The 20,466-nt window shown below is 70.6% G+C and carries 15 protein-coding genes; 9 read left to right on the top strand and 6 right to left on the bottom strand.

The annotated features are described in order from the left end of the window. The first annotated feature begins 10 nt into the window (after positions 1 to 10). The 3 genes from ACFVYA_RS34025 to ACFVYA_RS34035 all read left to right on the top strand — a co-directional run bounded on the left by ACFVYA_RS34025 (position 11) and on the right by ACFVYA_RS34035 (position 1,977). Positions 11 to 589, top strand: a complete 579-nt coding sequence (locus ACFVYA_RS34025) for a TetR/AcrR family transcriptional regulator (RefSeq protein ID WP_387050896.1) — start codon at positions 11 to 13, stop codon at positions 587 to 589. A 72-nt stretch (positions 590 to 661) separates the two neighbouring features. Then, on the top strand, positions 662 to 1,399 hold the full coding sequence (locus ACFVYA_RS34030; RefSeq protein WP_387050870.1) for an alpha/beta fold hydrolase: 738 nt from the start codon (positions 662 to 664) through the stop codon (positions 1,397 to 1,399). Then, positions 1,396 to 1,977, top strand: a complete 582-nt coding sequence (locus ACFVYA_RS34035) for a TetR/AcrR family transcriptional regulator (protein WP_387050872.1) — start codon at positions 1,396 to 1,398, stop codon at positions 1,975 to 1,977. The genes ACFVYA_RS34030 and ACFVYA_RS34035 overlap by 4 nt, the downstream gene beginning before the upstream one ends. Positions 1,978 to 1,983: 6 nt before the next feature. Here ACFVYA_RS34035 and ACFVYA_RS34040 read toward each other — a convergent pair whose 3' ends face one another. Together ACFVYA_RS34040 and ACFVYA_RS34045 are read right to left on the bottom strand one after the other, a co-directional pair. Next, positions 1,984 to 4,830, bottom strand: a complete 2,847-nt coding sequence (locus tag ACFVYA_RS34040; RefSeq protein WP_387050874.1) for a glycoside hydrolase N-terminal domain-containing protein — start codon at positions 4,828 to 4,830, stop codon at positions 1,984 to 1,986. A 16-nt stretch (positions 4,831 to 4,846) separates the two neighbouring features. Further along, positions 4,847 to 6,205, bottom strand: coding sequence for an RICIN domain-containing protein (locus ACFVYA_RS34045; protein ID WP_387050875.1), 1,359 nt, complete (start codon positions 6,203 to 6,205; stop codon positions 4,847 to 4,849). 373 nt (positions 6,206 to 6,578) lie between these two features. Here ACFVYA_RS34045 and ACFVYA_RS34050 point away from each other — a divergent pair, with 373 nt between their 5' ends. After that, positions 6,579 to 8,912, top strand: coding sequence for a beta-L-arabinofuranosidase domain-containing protein (locus tag ACFVYA_RS34050; RefSeq protein WP_387050876.1), 2,334 nt, complete (start codon positions 6,579 to 6,581; stop codon positions 8,910 to 8,912). A 73-nt stretch (positions 8,913 to 8,985) separates the two neighbouring features. Here ACFVYA_RS34050 and ACFVYA_RS34055 read toward each other — a convergent pair whose 3' ends face one another. Continuing rightward, positions 8,986 to 9,537, bottom strand: coding sequence for a DUF4230 domain-containing protein (locus ACFVYA_RS34055; RefSeq protein ID WP_387050878.1), 552 nt, complete (start codon positions 9,535 to 9,537; stop codon positions 8,986 to 8,988). A 176-nt stretch (positions 9,538 to 9,713) separates the two neighbouring features. On the opposite strand from ACFVYA_RS34055, the gene ACFVYA_RS34060 reads away from it, so the two are divergent. Next, positions 9,714 to 9,863 (top strand): hypothetical protein, encoded by a 150-nt coding sequence (locus ACFVYA_RS34060; RefSeq protein WP_387050879.1) that lies wholly within the window; start codon positions 9,714 to 9,716, stop codon positions 9,861 to 9,863. On the opposite strand, the gene ACFVYA_RS34065 is transcribed toward ACFVYA_RS34060, so the two are convergent. Beyond that, positions 9,860 to 10,459 (bottom strand): TetR/AcrR family transcriptional regulator, encoded by a 600-nt coding sequence (locus ACFVYA_RS34065; RefSeq protein ID WP_285991061.1) that lies wholly within the window; start codon positions 10,457 to 10,459, stop codon positions 9,860 to 9,862. The two genes, ACFVYA_RS34060 and ACFVYA_RS34065, sit on opposite strands and share 4 nt — an antisense overlap. A 124-nt stretch (positions 10,460 to 10,583) precedes the next feature. Between ACFVYA_RS34065 and ACFVYA_RS34070 the strand changes: the two genes are divergently transcribed. Further along, a complete protein-coding gene (locus ACFVYA_RS34070; protein ID WP_387050881.1) occupies positions 10,584 to 11,144 on the top strand; it encodes a hypothetical protein in 561 nt (186 codons plus the stop codon). Here ACFVYA_RS34070 and ACFVYA_RS34075 read toward each other — a convergent pair. After that, entirely contained in the window at positions 11,132 to 12,487 is a 1,356-nt protein-coding gene (locus tag ACFVYA_RS34075) for a glycoside hydrolase family 6 protein (protein WP_387050898.1), read from the bottom strand. The genes ACFVYA_RS34070 and ACFVYA_RS34075 overlap by 13 nt on opposite strands. A gap of 436 nt (positions 12,488 to 12,923) precedes the next feature. Between ACFVYA_RS34075 and ACFVYA_RS34080 the strand changes: the two genes are divergently transcribed. Genes ACFVYA_RS34080 through ACFVYA_RS34090 form a run of 3 tightly spaced genes read left to right on the top strand, consistent with a single transcriptional unit; the run spans position 12,924 to position 19,220 of the window. Further along, the gene (locus tag ACFVYA_RS34080) at positions 12,924 to 15,311 is read left to right on the top strand and encodes a ricin-type beta-trefoil lectin domain protein (protein WP_387050883.1); all 2,388 of its coding nucleotides are present in this window, start codon (positions 12,924 to 12,926) and stop codon (positions 15,309 to 15,311) included. Between the two features lie 31 nt (positions 15,312 to 15,342). Beyond that, on the top strand, positions 15,343 to 16,791 hold the full coding sequence (locus tag ACFVYA_RS34085) for an arabinofuranosidase catalytic domain-containing protein (protein ID WP_387050885.1): 1,449 nt from the start codon (positions 15,343 to 15,345) through the stop codon (positions 16,789 to 16,791). 29 nt (positions 16,792 to 16,820) lie between these two features. Continuing rightward, positions 16,821 to 19,220: a non-reducing end alpha-L-arabinofuranosidase family hydrolase gene (locus tag ACFVYA_RS34090; RefSeq protein ID WP_387050887.1), complete on the top strand. Its 2,400-nt coding sequence runs from the start codon at positions 16,821 to 16,823 to the stop codon at positions 19,218 to 19,220. Between the two features lie 110 nt (positions 19,221 to 19,330). Here the strand turns inward: ACFVYA_RS34090 and ACFVYA_RS34095 are convergent, their stop codons facing one another. Beyond that, positions 19,331 to 20,374, bottom strand: coding sequence for an NAD(P)-dependent alcohol dehydrogenase (locus tag ACFVYA_RS34095; protein ID WP_387050889.1), 1,044 nt, complete (start codon positions 20,372 to 20,374; stop codon positions 19,331 to 19,333). Positions 20,375 to 20,466: the final 92 nt, after the last annotated feature.

Consider the following 20,466-nt stretch of genomic DNA (forward strand, 5'->3'; position numbering starts at 1 on the left):
GACCGGCTCTTTGCCCCGGTTCCGGCGTTCGGACGCCCGGGACAACCGCGAACGGCTCCTCGATGCGGCCCGGGCCGTGTTCGCCGCAGCGGGCCTGACCGCGCCGATGCGGGAGATCGCCCGGCACGCCGGCGTCGGCCCGGCGACGCTCTACCGCCACTTCCCGACCAAAGAGCAGCTGTTCGCCGAGGCGTTCGCGGAGCGGCTGCACGCCTGCTACGCGGTTGTCGAAGACGGCCTCGCCGACGCGAACGCCGGGCGGGGCCTGCGCAGGGTGATCGAGCGGCTCGGTGAGCTGTACGCCCGGGACCGGGGGACGACCGCGGCGTTCGTGTCGGCGTTCCCCGGCGCACTGGACTTCACCGCGGATCGCGAGCGGGCGCTGAAGTCGCTCGCCGAGCTGGTGCGCCGGGCGAGGGAGGCGGGTCAGGTGCGTCCGGAGACGACGCTGGACGACGTCGTCCTGGTGCTGAGGGCGGCCGGCGGGATCCAGGCGGCCACCCCGGCGGCGCGGCTCGCGGCCGTCCGGCGGTTCACCACGATCGCGCTCAACGGGCTCCGGGCCGCCGCACCGCCCGACGAGGACTGACCCGCGCCCTCAAATGGGACACTGTCCCGTATGCTAACCGGGACAATGTCCCACTTGAGGAGTCGAGTCACCATGGCGATCACGTATGTACTGGTCCACGGCGCTTGGCACACCGGGCAGTGCTGGGCGCGGGTCGTGCCGCGGCTGGCCGCGAGCGGGCGGCCGGTGTTCACCCCGACGCTCACCGGTTACGGCGACACGAAGCACCTGCTGAACCCGGACGTCGGGCTCCGCACGCACACCGCCGACGTCGTGCGGCTGCTGGTCGAGGCGGACCTGCACGACGTCGTCCTGGTCGGGCACAGCTACGCGGGCCTGGTGATCTCCGCGGTGGCCAACGAGGTGCCGGAGCGCCTCGCGCGGCTGGTGTACCTCGACGCGATGGTGCCCGCCGACGGGGAGAACGGGTTCGACGTCATGCCGATCACCCGCAGCATGCTCGGGACCGGCTGGCGGGTCCCGCCGCTGCCCCAGCTGCCCGCACCCATCGGCCTCTTCGGGGTGACCGAGCCCGGGGACGTCGCGTGGCTGCGGACCATGCTGTCCGACCAGTCGATCCGGTGCCTCGAAGAGCCGGTCGCCCTGGACAACCCGGCCGCCGCCGCGATCCCGCACACGCACATCCACTGCACGGTGAAGCCGGCGGGGTTCGACCGGCGCCCGGTGCCGGCCGTGCAGCCGAACGGCGAGCCCGCGGACGTGCGCGAGCTCGCCGCCGGGCACGACTGCATGATCACCGCGCCCGCGGAGCTGGCCGGGCTGCTGCTGGACGCCGGCCACCCGGTGGGGGCCGGTAGCATGCGGTCGTGAGCGATTCCCGGACGGCGGCAGGAAAACCGCCGCAGCGCGCCGACGCGCGGCGCAACGCCGGGAACGTCCTGGAGGCCGCGGCCGCGGTGTTCGTGACGTCCGGCGTCGAAGCGCCGATCCGGGAGATCGCCGCCCGGGCCGGGGTGGGCACGGCGACCATCTACCGCCACTACCCGACCCGGGCCGACCTGATCCTCGCGGTGTACCGGCGGCAGGTCGAAGCCCTGGCCGAGGCCGGTCCCGCCCTGCTCGCCGGCGGACGGGGGCCGCACCAAGCCCTCGTCGAGTGGATCGACCGGTTCGTCGACTTCGTCATCACCAAGCAGGGGCTGGCGTCGGTGCTGCAGTCCGACGAAGCCTGCTACGACCCGCTCCACACCTACTTCCTCGAACGCCTCGGTCCCGTGTGCACGCAGCTGCTGGACGCGGCCGCGGCGGCCGGCGAGATCGTCCCAGGCCAGGACGCCTTCGAGCTGATGCGCGGCGTCGGCAGCCTCTGCGCCGGCGCGGGCACGGCGACGTACTACGACGCGCGGCACCTGGTGAAGCTCCTGGTCAACGGCCTGCGCCGGCCCTGACGCCGGTCACGTGCGCTGGAGCAGGAACCGCTGGTTGGCCGCCCCGGTCACGGTCCACTGCGAGATGCGCGCGCCGTCGGCGGTCGAGGCGCTCCAGACGTCCATCGCGAGTCCGCTCGCCCGGTTGACCAGGCTCACCACCCCGCCGCCCTGGTCGGTGACCTTCCACTGCTGGGTCGTCGCTCCGGTGTCGGGTTGCTGGGTGATGTCCGCACCGGTGGCGGTCGACGCGACCTGGAGGACCAGGCCGCTGCTGCGGGACCGGATGCGGTGGAAGCCGCCGTCGGAGGCGAGGAAGTCGAACTGCTGGTTGAGCCCGCCGGTGGCCTGCCACTGGATCAGCGTCGCCCCGGCAGTGGTCGAGCCGCCGTTGATGTCGGCCGATTTGCCGCTGTGCTGGGCGACGAGCCGGTAGTTCACCCCGGGCTCGACCACCGGTGGCGGCCCGCCGAGGGAAGTGGCGCGGTAGGTGTGGCCCGCTTGGCCCGCGAAGCGGACCAGGTCCGCCTCGACGGACACCGGCTGGACCGTGGCGCCGCTCGTGGTGTCGAGCACCTCGTAGGCCGCGGTGAACATCCGGCTGCGGACCTTGACGTCGCCGTCGCGGTCCGGCGTGATGGTGAGTTGGGTCGCCGCGCCGCCGCTCCAGGCCGCGCCGACCGTGTAGCCACCGCGGCCGCGCAGGCCGGTGACGCTGCCGGCCGGCCAGGCGGGCGGCAGCGCGGGCAGCAGGTGCAACTCGCCGTTGTGGCTGTGCAGCAGCAGTTCGGCGATGCCGGACGTCGCCCCGAAGTTGCCGTCGATCTGGAACGGCGGGTGCAGGTCGAACATGTTGGGTGCCAGCCGGTCGGTCCGCACGAGGAGCCGGAGCAGGTCGTGCGCCTTGGCGCCCTCTTCCATGCGTGCCCAGTAGTTGATCTTCCAGGCCAGCGACCAGCCGGTGCCGTCGTCACCGCGGAGTTCGAGGGTCCTGCGGGCCGCGGTGAACAGCTGGGGCGTGCCGCGCTTGCTGATCTGGTTGCTGGGGTACAGGCCGTACAGGTGCGAAATGTGCCGGTGGTTCTGCTCGGTCTCCACCCAGTCGTAGAGCCATTCCTGGATGTTGCCGCGCGAGCCGACCTTCATCGGCGCCAGCCGCTGCCGCGCCGCCTTGACCTGGTCGGCGAAGGCGGCGTCCACGCCCAGCACCTGGCACGCGCCCGCGCAGCCGTCGAACAGGTCGCGCAGGATCTGCATGTCCATCGTCGGCCCCGCGCACACGGAAGCGTTCGCGTGGTGGTTCAGCTCGGGGGAGTTCGCCGGGTTGGTGACCAGGTAGCCCAGCGAAGGTTCGGTCACCAGGGTGTCGAGGAAGAACTGGGCGGCGCCCTTCAGCAGCGGATAGCGGGCGCGCAGGAACTCGACGTCGCCGGTGAACCGGTAGTGGTCCCAGATCATGGTGGCGAGCCAGGCCCCGCCGGTCTGCCACATCCCGGCCTGCGCGAAGTCCACAATGGAGGATCCGCGCCAGCCGTCGGTGTTGTGGTGGGTGACCCAGCCCCGGGCCCCGTACTCCACCTGGGCGGTGCGCGCCCCGGTGACCGCGAGGTCGCCGATCATCGCGAACACCGGTTCGTAGCACTCGGCGAGGTTGGTGACGTCGGCCGGCCAGTAGTTCATCGGCAGGTTGGCGTTGAGGGTGTACTTCGATTCCCACGACGGGTTCAGCTGGTCGTTCCAGATCCCCTGCAGGTTGGCGGGCTGGGTGCCCGGCCGGGACGAGGAGATCAGCAGGTAGCGGCCGAACTGGAAGAGCAGGGCGGCGAACTGCGGGTCGTTGACGGTGTTGTGCTGGGCGATCCGGACGTCGGTCGGCTGGTCGGCCGCCGCGGTGCGGCCGAGGTCGAGGGTCGTGCGCCCGAACAGCTTCTGGTAGTCGGCGAGGTGCCGGCTGCGCAGGGAGTCGTAGGGGAGGGCCTGGGCGGCGGCCAGCCGGGAACGGGCGATGCCCTGGTAGTCCCCGTTCACCGTGCGGTAGTCGACGTAGCTGGTGCCGATCGAGATCAGCAGCGTCACGGCGTTGGCCCCGGACACCCGCAGCGTGCCGCCCGAACTGCTGGTGCTCCCGCCCTCGGCGGTCACGCCGGCGAGGGCGAGGAACCGGACCGAACCGGCGATGCCCCGGCTGTCCCCGGAGATGCCGTCCAGCGCGATCGTGGCGCCGTTCGGGCTCGAGGTCGTCGCCCGCTGCGGGGTGCCCAGCGACGCCGAGAACGAGATCGAGCCCGGCGTCTCGGCCGTCAACCGCATGACGATCACCTGGTCCACGGCACTGGCGAACACTTCCCGCCGGTACCGCACGTTGTTCACGACGTAGGTGACGACCGTCGTGGCGGTGGTCAGGTCGAGCCAGCGCTGGTACGAAGAGGCGCTGCCGCCGGGGAGCGCGAGGCTGAGGGTGCCGACGGGCTGGTACGGCTGCTGGGCGGCCGGGGTGCCGAGCATCTTCTGGTCGATCAGGGACTGCGCCTGCGTCCACTGGTTGGCGAACACCAGTTGCCGAATCTGCGACAGCGCCCCCGCGCCCTGGGTGTTGCTGTAGTCGTGGGGGCCGCCCGCCCAGACCGTGTCCTCGTTGAGCTGCAGGCGTTCGGTGTCGGTGTTGCCGGACACCATGGCGCCCAGCCTGCCGTTGCCGATCGGCAGCGCGCGCAGCCACTCGGTGCCGGCCGGCTTGTCGTACCACAGAGCCAGGTCGTTCACCGCCCGGACGTCCGCGGGCGCGGCCGAGCCGGTCCGGGCGGTGGCCGTCCACGCGATCGGCACCAGCGCGGCACCCAGCCGCATCGCCTGCCTGCGGGTCAGGTCGGGCATCGTCGTTCTCCGATCCTCAGGCGCGCTGGAGCTGGAACCGCTGGTTGGTGCCGCCGGAGGCGGCGTACTGCGAAATCCGGGCACCGTCGGCGGTCGAGGCACCCCAGACGTCCATGGCGAGCCCGCTGGCCCGGTTGACGAAGCTGACCGCGCCGCCGCCCTGGTCGGTGACCTTCCACTGCTGTGTCGTCGCGTCGGTGTCGGGCTGCTGGGTGATGTCCGCGCCGGCGGCGGAGCTCGCGACCTGCAGGACGAGGCCACTGTGCCGGGCGCGGATCCGGTAGTAGCCGTCGGCGGAGGCCAGGAAGTCGAACTGCTGGTTCGCCGCGTTGTGCGGCGACCACTGGATCAGCGTGGCTCCGGCGGCGGTGGACGCCCCGTTGATGTCCGCCGACTTGCCGCTGTGCGCGGCGACGAGCGAGTAGTTCACGCCGACCTGCACCGGCGACGTGGGCGGGTTCGGGTCGCTGTCGCCGAACTGGCTGAAGAACTTCCAGATCTCGGCCTTGTCCCAGCTCCTGGCGCCGCTTTCGCAGCCGGTGCAGCCGTCCACCGGGCCCTGCTGGTGGCCGCCGTCGAACGGGGCCCAGACCACCGGGTACCCGGTCCGGCAGCCCGAATAGACGGTCAGGTAGTGGGTTTTGCTGCCCGCGGCGGGTTCCGGGGCGTTCTGCGGGGTGCAGCCGTTGTTCCGGACGAACGTGTCCCGCAGGCCCCGGCCGGCGCCGATGTTGTCCGACACCCCGTGGATGCCCATGTACGCGATGGGCTGGGTGCCGCCGCTGCAGCCGCTGATCGCGCCGGGGGCGGCGATGGCCACGACCGCGCGGAAGACCGTCGCCCGGGCGCACGCGAGTGCGTAGCTCATCGCGCCGCCGTAGCTGAATCCGACGGAGAACAGCTGCGTCGTGTCGACGCAGAGGTCGTTCTCGATCAGCCGGACCATGTCGTCGGTGAAGGTGACGTCCTCGCCGCCGGAATTGCCCCAGCCGTTGTTGAGACCTTGGGGCGCCACGAAGATCGTGGAGTTGCCCGACTGCGACTGCATGCCGTAGTAGGCCCAGGCGTAGCCGTCGCTGCCGCCCGAGGAAACCTGTTCGGCGGTGCCGCCCAGCCAGTGGAAGCCGAACGCGAGCCGGTGCGGAGTGGCGTTGTCGTACGTGTCGGGGATCTTCAGGATGAAGCTGCGGCTCTTGCCGTTGCTCTGGATCGTCCGTTTGCCGCTGGTGAGCGTCGGATTCTTGCCACAGCCGGCACTCGGCGTGCCCGCCTGGGCCGTCGTGGCCGCGGCGGCGCCCGGGGGAGTGCCGCCCACGGCGAGCACGAGCAGCGCGGCGGTCACCAAAGTCCGGAACGGCGATCTGAGCCTGGGCATGCGAAACCCCTTCGGCCGACGGGAAAATCCTCGGGCCCTCGGCGCGAGAAGTCTGCTCAAGGGTATTTGCGTTGTAGCACAGATTTCGAATGGTCGTCCAGCCGGAAATGAAAGTTTCAGTTCTGCCGCCGACGCCGGAAAGGGAGCCGGGGATTCCGGGAAACGATTCCCGGCCGGTGCTTCACGCGGTGGTGGAGGTAGCCGGCCCGCGGGCCGGCGGGCCGCGTTGCGACGAGTTCGAGCTCCGCCCGCCGTTCCCGCTGCGGGAAGAACGGGATGCCCGTCTGCCGTCCGGTCCCCAGGGCCGTGACAAGAATGGTTGTTAGCGTTAACATGCTCCCGCCCTCTGTCCACTGACGAACGGAGAACCCCGGTGACCTCACCCTTCAGCCGGCGGCGACTGCTGCAAGCCGCCGGCGCCACCGCCATCGCCTCCGCGGCCGGATCCGCCGTCGGCTGGGCACCCGCCGCTTCGGCGGCCACCGCGGCCGCCGGGCCGGTCCGCCCGGACGCCGGGGTGTCCGCGTTCCCGTTCGACCTCGGCCAGGTTCGGCTGACCGCGAGCCGGTGGCTGGACAACCAGAACCGGACGCAGAACTACCTGCGGTTCGTCGACGTCAACCGGCTGCTCTACGTCTTCCGGGCCAACCACCGGCTCTCCACCGCCGGTGCGGCCGCCAACGGGGGCTGGGACGCGCCGAGCTTCCCGTTCCGCAGCCACGTGCAGGGACACTTCCTGACGGCGTGGGCGCAGCTGTGGGCCGTCGCCGGGGACACCTCGTGCCGGGACAAGGCCACGTCCATGGTGGCCGAGCTGGCCAAGTGCCAAGCGAACAACGGCGCCGCCGGGTTCTCCGCCGGATACCTGTCCGGCTTCCCCGAGTCCGATTTCGACAACCTCGAAGCCGGGCGGCTGACGAACGGCAACGTGCCCTACTACTGCATCCACAAGACCATGGCCGGCCTGCTCGACGTGTGGCGGTACATCGGCAGCACCCAGGCCCGCGACGTGCTGCTCAACCTCGCGGGGTGGGTCGATCGGCGGACCGCCCGGCTCAGCACCGCGCAGATGCAGTCGGTGCTGAACACCGAGTTCGGCGGCATGAACGACGTGCTGGCCGAGCTCTACCAGTACACCGGAGACGCGCGGTGGCTGACCGCCGCGCAGCGGTTCGACCACGCCGCCGTGTTCGACCCGCTGGCGGCGAACCGGGATCAGCTCAACGGGCTGCACGCCAACACGCAGGTCCCCAAGTGGATCGGCGCGGCGCGCGAGTACAAGGCCACGGGCACCACCCGGTACCGGGACATCGCGACCAACGCGTGGAACATCACCGTCGGCGCGCACACCTACGCCATCGGCGGCAACAGCCAGGCCGAGCACTTCCGCGCGCCCAACGCCATCGCCGGCTACCTCAACCAGGACACCTGCGAGAGCTGCAACACCTACAACATGCTCAAGCTGACCCGGGAACTGATCGCGCTGTACCCGGACCGCGCCGACCTCGCCGACTATTACGAACGCGCCCTGCTCAACCAGATGATCGGCCAGCAGAACCCGGCCGACAGCCACGGGCACATCACGTACTTCAGCTCGCTCAACCCGGGCGGCCGCCGCGGCCTCGGCCCGGCCTGGGGCGGCGGCACGTGGAGCACCGACTACAACTCGTTCTGGTGCTGCCAGGGAACCGGGCTGGAAACCCAGACGAAGCTGGCCGACTCGATCTACTTCTACGCGGACACGACGCTGATCGTGAACCAGTTCCTGCCCTCGGTGCTCACCTGGACCCAGCGCGGCATCACGGTCACCCAGACCACCTCGTTCCCGGCGAGCGACACCAGCACGCTGACCGTGACCGGGAGCGTGAGCGGGACCTGGGCCATGCGCATCCGCATCCCCGGCTGGGCCACCGGGGCGACCATCAGCGTCAACGGTGTCGCGCAGAACGTGACCACCACCCCCGGCAGCTACGCCACCTTGTCCCGGTCCTGGGCCTCCGGCGACACGGTCACCGTCCGCCTGCCGATGAAGGTCGCCCTGAAGGCGGCCAACGACAACGCGAACGTCGCGGCGGTCACCTACGGCCCGGTGGTCCTGGCCGGCAACTACGGCACCAGCACGCTCAGCGCGCTGCCGTCCCTGAACGCGGGCTCGGTCACCCGGACCAGCAGCAGTGCACTCACCTTCAGCGCCACCGCGAACGGCTCCGCCGTCAACCTGGTGCCCTTCTACGACGCCCAGGGCTTCAACTACACCGTGTACTGGAACACCGGGGGAGCCGGCGCGACGACCTACCGGCTGGTCAACGCGGGCAGCGGGCTGGTGCTGGGCGTCGAGAACATGTCCACCGCCGACGGCGGCCGCGCGCTGCAGTGGTCGGACAGCGGCACCGCGGACCACAACTGGGAGATGATCACCGACGGCAGCGCCGTCCGGTTCCGGAACGCGAACAGCGGCAAGGTGCTGGGCGTCCTGGACATGTCGACGGCCGACAACGCTCGCGTCCTGCAGTGGTCGGACAACGGCACCGCTGATCACCGGTGGACGCTGATCGACCAGGGTGACGGGACGTCGAAGATCCGGAACGTCAACAGCGGGAAGCTGCTGACCATCGAGAACGGTTCCACCTCGGCCGGGGCTTATGCGGTGCAGGGCCCGGACAACGGCGCCGCGGCCAATCGGTGGCGGCTGGTGCGGAACGGCTGACGGGATGGGTGCTCCGCCACCCCGAAGCCTGATCGTGACTTACCGCCACGCGGCACCCGGTGCCGCGTGGCGGTCAGCCCGCGTCGTTGTCGGCGTACTTGATCGTGATGTTCTTGAAGCCCAGTGACTGCAGCAGCCCGGTCAGCATGGTCCGGGTGTTGCGCTCGGCGTCGGCCACCAGTGTGCTCTTGGCGGCCGCCGCCTGGATCTGCTTCTGGGCCAGCTCGTACAACGCCTGCTGGGAATTGGGGTTTCCGCCGAGGAACTCGTTGATGCGGGTGAAGAGGCCCTGCTGCTGGGCGTACACGTGGGACTCGTGGACGTCCAGCGTTGCCGGCTCCAGCTGGGCGTGTCCCAGCGTGATCGTGGCGGACTGGCGGTCGTCGGAGACCTGGACCGCGTTGCCCTTCAACCGCGAGAAGTCCACGTACGCGTTGTCCGTGCCCACTCCGATGAACAACGTGTCGCTGCCCACCAGGAAACTCGGGAGGACCGAGCTGGTGCTGATGTCGACGACCACCTGGAACGAACCACTCGCCGCCTCGTAGCGGGAGAGCTCGACGATCGACTGCAGCAGAACCGGACCGGAGTGCTCCTCGGTCCGCTCCGCGAACGGGTTGCGCATTTGGGGTAACAGGTGAACCGCCGATGCGACGAGTACCGCGGCGACCAGAACCACCACAGCCACAGCCAAAGCGACCAGCCGCTTGCCCCAAGCACCCATACCGGGAGGAATACCCATCCGGCCGCCGGGCCAATCGACCGGTAGCGTGTGCCCGGATTCCGGCGAGGGGAGACGGTGTGCGCAAGTCGTGGTGGCTGTGGATCCTGCTGGCCGTCCTCGCCGTCCTGGTGCTCGGCCTGATCTTCGGCAGCGGTTACCGCAAGGGCACCAAGCTCGGCTCGCCGGCGGTGCCCGTGGTGGCGTGGAGCGCGGGCCGGACGGCCTAGCCCCGGGTCCGCCGCTTGGTTCCGGCCGCCACCGGCACGTCCCGGTAGCGCAGGATTCCCGCCACGCCCAGCAAGAACGTCGCGCAGACCGGGGCCGGGTCCGTGAGGCAGCCCGCGGCCATGGCGCCGTCGCGGAGCATGACGAAGTGCCGGGCCGCCGGTTCGGGGGCGGTCTCTCCCGTGTCGGCGAGCAGTTCCGTGACGGTGTCCAGGAACCACTGCCGGTGCGCGAGGACGGCCTGGTGGACCGGGTGGGCGGGGTCGGGGTATTCGGCGGCGGCGTTGAGGAACGCGCAGCCCCGGAACCCGGGTGCCCGGATGCCGTCGGCGATCGTCGCGGCCACCGCTTGGACGACGTCTTCGGGCGAGGCGCCGGGCGTCGCCGTGCGCGCCGCCGCCACCTGGGCCCGGATGGCCTTGTCCACTTCGGTCAGGTACGCGACCAGCAGGTCGTCCTTGCCGGGGAAGTGCCGGTAGAGCGTCGCGCGGGTGACGCCCGCGTCGGCGATGACCCGGTCGATGCCGACCGAATGCAGGCCCTCGGTGTAGAACAGCCGGCTGGCCGAGGCCAGCAGCCGTGCGCGCGCTTCGGACACCCGCCCTTCACCTCCCGGTTCGCTGAACCCAGCCTAGCAGATAGAACGGTCGGTCTTGACGGCGGCGGACGGCTGGTGTCATAGTCGCCAACGAGACAGATCGTTCTATCTACTAGGAGAGTGCATGGCTACCACCACCGCTCCGGACGCCGGCCTCGCGCAGACCCTGCGGCGGCTCTACTTCGTCCGGTTCGCGTTCGCCCTCGTCTGGGCGGGCCTGCTCTTCGCGACGGCGTCGAGCCTCGGCCCGGTCAGCATCGCGTTGCTGGTGCTGTACCCGTTGTTCGACGTCGCCGCGGCCGGGTTCGACGCGCGTTCGGCCCGGGCGGGCAAGCCGATCGCGGCGCTCTACGTGAACGTCGCGATCAGCCTGCTCGCCGCCGCCGGCCTGGCCGTCGCCGCCTCGTCCGGGATCCCGGACGTCCTGCGCGTGTGGGGCGGCTGGGCGATCGTGGCCGGTCTGGTCCAGCTCGTCGTCGGCGTCACCCGGCGCGGGCTCGGCGGCCAGTGGCCGATGATCCTCAGCGGTGCGATCTCCGTCGTGGCCGGTGCTTCGTTCGTCCTCCGGGCCACAATGGACGGTGCCACGCTGAGGGCACTGGCCGGTTACGCCACGCTGGGCGGCGTCTTCTTCCTCGTCTCCGCGCTGCGGCTGGGCCGGGGCCGCACGGCTCAGGAGCAGTAGGTCCCGTTGAGCGCCGGCTGCAGGAACGGGGGCGTGCCACCGCTGTAGTTCGCGTTGTAGCCGAGCGTGGCCGTCGCGTTCGTGCCCAGATTGCCGTTCCACGACGTGTTCTCGACCTTGACGACGTCGCCGGTGTCGCTCCAGGTCCCGGCCCAGCCCTGGCTGACGGTCACGCCGGGTGCGGAGAACGTCAGCGTCCAGCCGGTGATGGCCGCGCCGCGGTTCTCGATGACGATCTCGCCGGTGTAGCCGGTCGGCCAGCTGCTGACCACCCGGTGGGTGACCTTGCAGCCGCCGGTCGGCTGCGGGGTCGTGGTGGTCGGGGAAGTGGGCGTGGTCGGCGTGGTGGGTGTCGTCGGCGTTGTCGGTGTGGTCGGCGTCGTCGGGGTGGTGGTCTGGATCGGCCCGGCCGCGATGGCGAGGTCGTAGGCCCGCTGGGGCACGAACTGGCCGGCCGTGGCGATGCAGCCGTCCGCCTCGCCCGGCGGCTTGATCCACAGGAACGCGTCGATCTGGCCGTCGCCGGTCTGGTTGGTGCTCGGCGTCCCGATCGCGCGCCCGCCCGGGTCGCACCACTCGCTGCCCTGCGGCCCGTTGCCGTTGCGGCTCGTGTCCACCACGGCCTTCAGCCGCGAGTCGCCGAGCTGGCCGAGGATCGCCTTGTCGTAGGCCACTTCGTCGGAGGTCGCGCGGTAGTTGGACACGTTGGTCGAGATGCCGTCGGCGCTGTTGGAGATGTCGGCGGCCCGCAGCCGCGTCGCGGCGTCACCGGGGGAAAGCCAGGCGGAGTGCCCGATGTCGAAGTACACCTTCGCCTGCGACGAGCCGGCTTTCAGCTTCTTCCCGGCGTACGCCATCGACGCCGTGGTCTGGCGCTGCTGGTCGCTGTTCTGGCAGTTCGTCATCTGCGGGAGCACGTCGGGCTCGAGCACGATGGCGGCGGGACGGCCCGCCAGCCCGGCTGCCACCTGGTCGATCCAGGCCCGGTAGGCGTCGTGGGACGGTGCGCCACCGCCGCTCGCGCCGCCGCAGTCGCGGTTGGGGATGTCGTAGACGACCATGATCGGGATCTTGCCCGCGGCGGCCGCCGCGCTGGTGTAGGCGTCCACCTCACCGCGCACGGTGGACGTGTTCGTGGTGGTGAACCACCGCGCCTGCGGTACCGAGGCGATGCGGTCGCGGATGACCGCGGCGCGCGAGTCGCCGGGGTTCGCCGCGACCCACTTGGCCGCGTTGGTGCCCGGGTCGACGTAGTACGCCGAGGCGGCGGCCTGTGCGCCGGCCCCCGTCGTCGTGGCGACCACGGCGGTCACGGCCACCGCGGCGAGTCCGCCGGCTGCCACTGTCCTGCTTCCCATGCACCTTCTCCTTCGAACGGCGGGGTAGCGCCGGAACCGGCCACTGGGAGCGCTCCCAGCAATCGGAGACTGTAGCCGGGGGAGGCGGCCCGGGAAAGGGGGCCGCGGTGTCGTTCTCGCTCGCCGGCGCGAAAATTACATTTTCGCGAAGCGCCGGTGCGAGCCTCGCGACGGCCCGCTGAACTGCGGTGATTGCCGTCCGAGGTGGCGGTGACCGCGGTGTTTCGTAAACTGCGCGGGGGTCCGGTGCCGATGGTTGTTCGGCGGCAGGGTGGCTGTTAGCGTTAACGCCCAGCGTGTTCGCCATCGACGAAGATGGGGTTCTCATGGCGGTTTCCCCCTTCGCTGATCGACCGATTGTTTCGCCGGCTGGCCCGAGAGTTTCGCCGGGCGCCGCCTTCGTTCGGAAGTGAGGACTACCATGCTCCGGAGCGCGAGAATCGCGGCAGCGGCGGTGACCGCGGTCGTGTTGGCCGTGGCCGGCGGCGTCGTCGCCGCGGCGCCGGCCCAGGCCGCCACCTCGATCACCGTCAACGGCGGTTCGGGCGGCCGCACGTTCGACGGCGTCGGCGCGGTCAGCGGCGGCGGGGGCAACACCCGCCTGCTGATCGACTACCCCGAGCCGCAGCGCGGCCAGATCCTCGACTACCTGTTCAAGCCCGGCTACGGCGCCGCCCTGCAGATCCTCAAGGTCGAAATGGGCGGGGACACCAACTCCACCAGCGGCGCGGAGCCCAGCCACGCCCACTTCCGCGGCGATCTGGACTGCAACCGCGGGTACGAGTGGTGGCTCATGGAACAGGCGAAGGCGCGCAACCCCGGCATCAAGCTCGTGGGCCTGCCCTGGGGCGCCCCGGGCTGGATCGGCAACGGCACCTTCTTCTCCAACGACCTGACGGACTACTACCTGTCGTGGCTGGGGTGCGCCAAGCAGCACGGGCTGACCATCGACTACCTCACGAGCGTCCAGAACGAGAAGCAGTGGAGCGCCGACTGGACGGTCACCCTCCGCAACGCGCTCAACGCCAACGGGTACAGTGCCGTCAAGATCATCTCCGGTGACTCGTGGCCGGGCGACTGGGGCCCCGCGAGCGCGATCTCGACCAACACGGCCTACCGCAACGCGACCGACGTGCTGAGTGCCCACTACACCTGCGGCTACCTCAGCGCGCAGACCTCCTGCAGCGTCCCGGCGAACGTCACGAACACCGGCAAGACGTTGTGGTCCAGCGAAAACGGCTCCCAGGACTACAACGACGGCGCCAAGCCGCTGGCCCGCGGGATCAACCGCGTCTACCTCGACGGCAAGATGACCGCCTACCTCAACTGGGACCTGATCGCCGCCGTCACGCCGAACATCCCGTGGCCGACCGTGGGGCTGATCCTCGCCAACCAGCCGTGGTCCGGCTACTACTCGGTCGGCAAGGACGCGTGGGCGCTGGCGCACACGACGCAGTTCACCGCGCCCGGCTGGAAGTACCTCGACGCCTCCAGTGGCTACCTCGGCGGGAACCGCAACAACGGCAGCTACGTCTCGCTCAAGTCGCCCAACAACACCGACTACAGCACGATCATCGAAACGATGGACGCCACGTCGGCCCAGACGCTGAACCTGAACGTCACCGGCGGGCTGTCCACCGGCCAGGTGCACGTGTGGTCGACCAACCTCAACTCGAACAACACAGGCGACCACTTCGTCCACAGCACCGACATCACCCCGTCCGGCGGGGCCTTCTCCCTGACCGTCCAGCCCGGCTACCTCTACTCCATCACGACCACCACCGGGCAGGGCAAGGGCACGGCGACCAGCCCGCCGCAGGGTTCGCTCAACCTGCCCTACAGCGATGACTTCGAGGCATACGCGAAGGGCAAGGAAGCCAAGTACCTGATGGACATGGAGGGCGCCTTCGAAACCTCCGCCTGTGGCGCCGGCCGCGCGGGCACCTGCGTCCGCCAGTCCGCGACGCAGAAGACGATCCCCTGGAAGAAGTTCGTCGACCCCTACGCGCTGCTGGGCAACGTGGCCTGGAGCAACTACACGCTGAGCACGGACGTGCTGCTGGAGAAGTCCGGGTACGTCGAACTGCTCGGCCGGGCCGGCTCGCAGGACACGGGCAACCAGGGTGCGCTGAACGCGTACTACCTGCGGGTGAGCGACAACGGCGCCTGGTCCATCCGGCGCAACAACACCAGCCAGCAGAACACGACCCTGCGCACCGGCACGACGACCGCGCTCGGCACCGGCAGCTGGCACAAGCTGTCACTGGGCTTCTCCGGCAGCACCATCACCGCCTCCGTCGACGGCACGGTGCTCGGCACGGTCACCGACAGCACCTTCCCGGCCGGCCAGGTCGGCATCGGCACGAGCGTGGGGGAGACCGCGCAGTTCGACAACCTCTCCGTCGCCGGCTCGGGTGGCGGGTCGACCTCCGTGCTGCGCAACACCGCCGCCGGCCGCTGCCTCGACGTCCCGGGCGTGTCGCAGACCAACGGCACCCAGGTGACGCTGTGGGACTGCAACGGTGGCAGCAACCAGCAGTGGACCCTCACCTCCGGCAAGCAGCTCCAGGTGTACGGCAGCAAGTGCCTCGACGCCGAGGGCTCCGGGACGACGTCGGGAACCCGGGCGATCATCTGGGACTGCACGGGCGGCACCAACCAGCAGTGGAACGCCGCCGCCGACGGCACGATCACCGGTGTCCAATCGGGACTGTGCCTCACCCCGAGCGGGAACGGCACCGCGAACAGCACGCCGGTGACCCTGCAGACCTGTACCGGCGGCAACGCCCAGAAGTGGACGCGGAGCTAGCCGCATTCGAAGCGGACGAAGGAGTTCGTCGATGAAGGCACGCTGGAGAAGGGTGTGGCCGGCCGTGGTGATCGCCGCGGGCGCGCTGACCGGCACGGCGACGACGTCCCAGGCGGCCACCGAGGGGCCGTGTGACATCTACGCGGCCGGCGGCACGCCGTGCGTCGCCGCGCACTCGACCACCCGGGCGCTGTACGGCGCGTACAACGGCTCGCTCTACCAAGTGCGGCGCGCGTCGGACAACACCACGCGGGACATCGGGGTCCTGAGCGCCGGCGGTGTCGCGAACGCCGCGGCCCAGGATTCGTTCTGCGCGGGAACCACGTGCCTGATCACGGTCATCTACGACCAGTCCGGCCGCGGCAACCACCTGACCCAGGCTCCGCCGGGTGGCTTCTCCGGCCCGGCGCCCGGCGGGTACGACAACCTGGCCAGCGCGACGGCCGCCCCGACCACCGTCGGCGGCCAGAAGGCGTACGGCGTGTTCGTGGCGCCGGGCACCGGCTACCGCAACAACAACACCAACGGCGTCGCGACGGGTGACCAGCCGGAGGGCATGTACGCGATCTTCGACGGGACGCACTACAACGGCGGCTGCTGCTTCGACTACGGCAACGCCGAGCGCAACAGCCGGGACAACGGCAACGGCACGATGGAAGCCATCTACTTCGGCAACATCAAGGTCTGGGGCTACGGCGCCGGCAACGGCCCGTGGATCATGGCCGACCTGGAGAACGGTCTGTTCTCCGGGGTCAACCAGCGCTACAACGCCAACGACCCGAGCATCAGCCACCGGTACCTGACCGCGATCATCAAGGGCGGCCCGAACCGGTGGGCCATCCGCGGCGGCAACGCCCAGTCCGGCGGCGTGTCCACCTTCTACGACGGCGTGCGCCCGAACGTCGCGGGCTACAACCCGATGCGCAAGGAAGGCGCCATCATCCTCGGCACCGGCGGGGACAACAGCATCGGATCCGCCGGCACCTTCTACGAAGGGGTCATGACGTCCGGTTATCCCTCGGACGCCACCGAGAACGCCGTCCAGGCCAACATCGTCGCGGCCGGGTACGGCACCGGCGGCAGCAACACCGGAACCGGGCCGCTGCACGCGGTCGGTGCGGGCAAGTGCCTGGCCGCCCCGAACTCCACCCAGGGCACGCAGCTGCAGATCGCCGGCTGCAGCGGTCAGGCCAACCAGACCTGGACACGCACGACGGACGGCAGGCTGACGGCGACGCTCGGCGGCGCGACGATGTGCCTCGACGCCTCCGGCCAGGGCACGAGCGCGGGCACGAAGGTGGTGACCTGGCCCTGCAACGGCCAGGGCAACCAGCAGTGGACCGTCAACTCCAACGGCACGGTCACCGGTGGCCAGTCCGGACTGTGCCTGGACGTCACCGGCGCCTCCACCGCCGACGGCGCACCCGTCGAGCTGTGGACCTGCAACGGCGGCAGCAACCAGCAGTGGACGTTGGGCTGACCCGTCCCGAGACCGAAACGAGGACAGCGATGATCACCGGCTCACCCCCGCGGCGGCCGCTCCGGACCGCCGTCACCGTCCTCGCGGCCGCCGGGCTCGCGGCGACCGCCCTGGTGCTCTCGCCCGGCGTCGCCGGGGCGGCGAGCACGCTCGGGGCCGCGGCGGCGCAGACCGGACGGTACTTCGGCGCCGCGATCTCGACGAGCCACCTCGGCGAGGCGGCCTACGTCAACACGTGGACGTCGGAGTTCAACGGCGTCACCCCGGAAAACGAGATGAAGTGGGCCACGGTCGAGCCGAACCGCAACCAGTTCAACTTCGGGCCCGCGGACCAGATCGTCAGCCAGGCCAGGAGCAAGGGGATGAAGATCCGCGGGCACACGCTGGTGTGGTACCAGCAGCTGGCCCCGTGGGTCGGCGGGCTGGACGCGAACAACCTGCGCTCGGCGATGCTGAACCACATCGCCCAGGTGGCCGGCCACTGGAAGGGCCAGGTCATCGCGTGGGACGTGGTCAACGAGGCGTTCGAGGAGAACGGCACCCGGCGGCAGGCGACCTTCCAGCAGAAGCTCGGTGACGGCTACATCGAGGACGCCTTCCGCGCGGCCCGCACGGCGGACCCGAACGCCAAGCTCTGCTACAACGACTACAACACCGACGGCATCAACGCGAAGAGCACCGGGATCTACAACATGGTCCGGGACTTCAAGAGCCGGGGCGTGCCGATCGACTGCGTGGGCTTCCAGAGCCACCTCTCCTCGAACTCGAACCTGAGCAGCTACCAGGCCAACCTCCAGCGCTTCGCCGACCTCGGCGTCGACGTCCAGATCACCGAGCTGGACGTCGGCGGCTCGGGGACCGGCCAGGCGAACGTGTACCGGCAGGTGACCCAGGCGTGCCGGGCGGTGACCCGGTGCACCGGCATCACGGTCTGGGGCGTCACGGACAAGTATTCGTGGCGCTCGGGCGACACCCCGCTGCTGTTCGACGGCAACTACGGCAAGAAGCAGGCTTACACCGCCGTCCTCGACGCGCTCGGCGGCGACGACCCGGATCCCGGCGGGAGCACCGGCCCGGTGCGCGCCACGGCGTCGAACCGGTGCCTCGACGTCCCCGGCTCGGCGGGCTCGGCCGGCACCCAGGTGCAGATCTGGGACTGCCACAGCGGCGCGAACCAGCAGTGGACCCGCGGCAGCGCGGGGGAGCTGAGCGTCTACTCCGGTGCGGGGAAGCGGTGCCTGGGCACCGCGGGCGGCGGAACCGCCGCAGGTACGGCGGCGGTGATCGCGGACTGCACCGGCGGGGCCGGGCAGAAGTGGACGTTCACCGGCAGCGGCACGGTCTCCCACGGCCAGTCGGGGCTGTGCCTGGACGTGTCCGGCGCCGCGACCGCCAACGGCACCAAGGTGATCATCTGGACCTGCACCGGCGGAGCCAACCAGCGGTGGACCGGACCGTCCGCGCCGAGCGGCGGCACCCTGCCGGCCCGCTACTCGTGGAGCTCCAGCGGTGCGCTGATCGCCCCGAAGTCCGACGCGACGCACGACATCGCCGGCATCAAGGACCCGTCGGTGGTCTACGCCGACGGGAAGTACCACGTGTTCGCCAGCACGGCGAACGCGGCCGGGTACAACCTGGTGTACCTGAGCTTCACGGACTGGGTGCAGGCCGGCTCGGCCGCCCAGTACTACCTGGACCAGTCGGGGATCGGCACCGGGTACCGCGCGGCGCCCGAGGTGTTCTACTTCGCGCCGCAGAAGCTGTGGTACCTGGTCTACCAGGACGGCAACGCGGCCTATTCGACCAACCCGGACATCGGCAACCCGAGCGGCTGGAGCGCCCCGAAGCACTTCTACCCGTCGATGCCGGCGATCATCCAGCAGAACATCGGCAGCGGCTACTGGGTGGACATGTGGGTGATCTGCGACGCCGCCGCCTGCCACCTGTTCTCCTCCGACGACAACGGTCACCTCTACCGGTCGCAGACGTCGGTCGCGAACTTCCCGGACGGCATGAGCGACCCGGTCATCGCCGCCCAGGACGCGGACCGGTACGCGTTGTTCGAAGCGTCCAATGTGTACAAGGTGGCGGGCGCGGACCAGTACCTGCTGATCGTGGAGGCGATCGGCGTCCGGGGAAGGTACTTCCGGTCCTGGACGTCGAGCGCGATCGCCGGACCCTGGACACCGCTGGCCGACACCGAGAGCGCCCCGTTCGCCGGCGCGGCCAACGTCTCGTTCCCGGCCGGCTCGTGGACGACGGACATCAGCCACGGCGAGATGATCCGGGCCGGTACGGACCAGACGCTGACCATCGACCCCTGCCGCATCCGCTACCTCTACCAGGGCCGGGACCCCGCCTCCGGCGGGGACTACAACAGCCTGCCGTGGCGGCTGGGCCTGCTGACGCAGACGAACGCCACGTGCTGACCGGAGCCCGCCGGAAGCCCGGCGGGCACGCTGAGGGAGAGGACCTGGCCTGCTTCACCGTACCGGCGCGGTGAAGCAGGCCAGGGCCGTCGACGCCGGGCCGGGATCGGTCAGCCGGCGCGGTCGAGGTCGGCCAGGTCGAGGACGAAGCGGTAGCGGACGTCACCCGCGGACAGCCGGTCCAGGACCTCGTTCACCCGGGCCGACGGGACGGTTTCGACGTCGGCGGTGACGGAGTGGCGGGCGCAGAAGTCGAGCATCGCCGCGGTCCCGGGCCGGCCGCCGCTGCCCGCCGAGGTCAGTTTCTTGCGGCCCACCAGCAGGTCCATCGCCTCGACCGTGAGTGAGCCGAGGTGGCCGACCTGGCTGAGGGTGCCGTCCAGGGCGACCAGCCGCAGGTACGGGCCGAGGTCGTGGGGCACCGCGATGGTGTCGATGACGACGTCGAACCGGTCGCGGGCCGCTTCGAGCTGCCGGGGATCCGCCGACACCAGCAGCTCGCGCGCCCCGAGCCGGGTCGCATCCGCGGCCTTGCCGGCCGACCGGCTGATGACCGTCGTCTCGGCGCCGAGGGCGACCGCGAGCTTGACCGCCAGGTGCCCCAGGCCGCCGAGGCCGATCACCGCGACCCGGGTGCCGGGCCCGGTGCCGAGCGCGCGCAGCGGTTCCCAGACCGTGATTCCCGCGCACAGCAACGGTGCGGCGGCCGCCGGGTCGAGACCCGCCGGGAGCCGGTAGGCGAAGTCTTCCCGGACGACGTATTCGCGGGCGAACGCGCCCAGCGTGGGGGAGCCGTCGTGGCGGTCGGTTCCGCCGTAGGTCAGCGTGGGGAACTCGGCGCAGAAGTTCTCCTGGCCGCGGCGGCACATCGCGCACTTCCCGCAGGAGTCGACGATGTTGCCGACCGCCACCGGGTCGCCGGCCGCGAACCGCGTCACCGCCGGCCCGGTCTCGGTCACGACGCCGGTGAACTCGTGGCCCGGCACCAGCGCGGTGTCCCGAGGGCCGTGCAGCGCGTGCAGGTCGGTGTGGCAGACCCCGCAGTGGTCCACGCGGATCGCGATGTCGTCGTCGCGCAGGTCGCGCCGGTCGAGCGTGGCGCGCCGGAGGGTGGGGTCGTTCGCGCCGGCCAGCCAGCCGGTGGTGGTCCGCATCGCAGCTCCTCAAAAAAACAGAACAGTCGGTTTGTTTGCTCGACGCTAGCGCGCCCGGCCCGGGAAAAGCAAACCGACTGTTCTGTTGTAAG

Origin of the sequence: Amycolatopsis sp. NPDC058278 (assembly GCF_042881395.1) — a bacterium.
GTDB lineage: Bacteria > Actinomycetota > Actinomycetes > Mycobacteriales > Pseudonocardiaceae > Amycolatopsis.